Genomic DNA, 1,694 nt, shown 5'->3' with positions numbered 1-1,694 from the left:
CGTCGCGGCCGTCGCGCCGGCCCGCCAGCTGCGCGCGGCCACGGCCCTGATGATCGTGGGTCCGGCCGCCCTGTTCGGCGGCGTCGTGCTGCCGTCGACGGCGCTCTTCCTGACGGGTGGCCTGCTCGCCGGCGGCGGGGCGGGACTGCTCTTCAAGTCCGCCCTGGGCCGGACGGCGGCGCTGGTGCCCCCCGGCGAGCGGGCCGAGGCCCTCGCCCTTGTGTTCCTCGTGGGCTACGCCGGGCTGGTGGTCCCCGTGCTCGCGGTCGGCGTCGGCCTCGTGTACCTGCCGGCCCCGCTGGTCCTGGGGGTGTTCGTGGTGCTCGTCGCGCTTGCTGGGGCCTGGTCCGCCACGGCGATGCGGCGTTCCTGAGCAGGGACGATGTGATGTGCGCGACGACCGGGTTCGCGGGCGGGCGATGGAGCGTAGGGTCACAACCGTGACTCTGAAGATCGGGTACAAGGCGTCCGCCGAGCAGTTCGGGCCGCGCGAGCTGGTTGAGCTCGCAGTACGCGCCGAGGAGGTGGGACTGGACAGCGCGATGGTCTCCGACCACTTCCTGCCGTGGCGGCACGAGGGGGGTCATGCGCCCTCAGCTCTCGCCTGGCTCGCCGCGGCGGGGGAGCGCACCTCTCGCATCCAGCTCGGCACGAGCGTGCTCACCCCTACGTTCCGCTACAACCCCGCGGTGATCGCGCAGCAGTTCGCGACGCTCGCCCTGCTCACCGAGAACCGCGTGATCCTCGGTGTCGGCACGGGTGAGGCCCTCAACGAGACGGCCGTCTCCGGCATGGAGTGGCCCGAGTTCAAGGAGCGGTTCGCGCGGCTGCGCGAGGCCGTGCAGCTCATGCGGGCCCTGTGGACCGAGGAGTCCGTGGACTTCAAGGGCGACTACTACGAGCTGGTCGGTGCCAACATCTACGACCGGCCCGTCAGCCCTGTGCCCGTCTACATCGCGGCCGGCGGGCCGCTCGTGGCGAAGTACGCGGGGCGTGCGGGCGACGGCTTCATCTGCACCTCCGGCAAGGGCATGGACCTGTACACGGAGAAGCTGCTGCCCGCGGTCGCCGAGGGTGCCGAGAAGGCCGAGCGCGACGTCGCGGACGTCGACAAGATGATCGAGATCAAGATCTCCTACGACCGTGATCCCGCCGCCGCGCTGGAGAACACCCGGTTCTGGGCGCCGCTGTCGCTCACGCCGGAGCAGAAGCACAGCGTCACCTCGGCCACGGAGATGGAGCAGCTCGCGGACGAGCTGCCGATCGAGCAGGTCGCCAAGCGCTGGATCGTCGCCTCCGACCCCGACGAGGCCGTCGCGATGATCAAGCCCTACGTCGACGCGGGCCTCAACCACCTGGTGGTGCACGGGCCGGGTCACGACCAGGAGCGGTTTCTGACGCAGTTCAGCGAGGACGTGCTGCCGCGGCTGCGGTCGCTCTGACGTCCCGGCCGGCCCGGACGGGCCTGGTCAGGACGTCCTGACCAGGCCCGTCTCGTACGCGAGGATCACCAGGGCGGCCCGGTCCCGCGCGCCGAGCTTGGCGAGCAGCCGGCTCACGTAGGTGCGCGCGGTGGCGGGGCTCAGGTAGAGCTCGGCGGCGATCTCGTCGTTGGTGAGCCCGCGGCCGAGCTGCTGCAGCACCTCGCGCTCGCGCTCGGTGAGTGCGGCCAGCCGGTCGTCGGCGCCGGCCCG

2 protein-coding genes and 1 pseudogene are annotated in these 1,694 nt (G+C 71.8%); 2 read left to right on the top strand and 1 reads right to left on the bottom strand.

Annotation, left to right across the window (positions count from 1 at the left end):
• A pseudogene (locus PROKR_RS35670) lies at positions 1 to 373 on the top strand (MFS transporter); the annotation flags it as partial.
• Positions 374 to 440: 67 nt separating this feature from the next.
• On the top strand, positions 441 to 1,442 hold the full coding sequence (gene fgd, locus PROKR_RS20640; RefSeq protein ID WP_036966656.1) for a glucose-6-phosphate dehydrogenase (coenzyme-F420): 1,002 nt from the start codon (positions 441 to 443) through the stop codon (positions 1,440 to 1,442).
• A 27-nt stretch (positions 1,443 to 1,469) separates the two neighbouring features.
• On the opposite strand, the gene PROKR_RS20635 is transcribed toward fgd, so the two are convergent.
• A partial coding sequence (locus PROKR_RS20635) for a response regulator transcription factor (protein ID WP_036966653.1) occupies positions 1,470 to 1,694 on the bottom strand: 225 nt, incomplete at its 5' end.

It is taken from the genome of Promicromonospora kroppenstedtii DSM 19349 (genome assembly GCF_000515355.1).
GTDB lineage: Bacteria > Actinomycetota > Actinomycetes > Actinomycetales > Cellulomonadaceae > Promicromonospora > Promicromonospora kroppenstedtii.
This window is presented reverse-complemented; position numbering and strand designations above follow the sequence as displayed.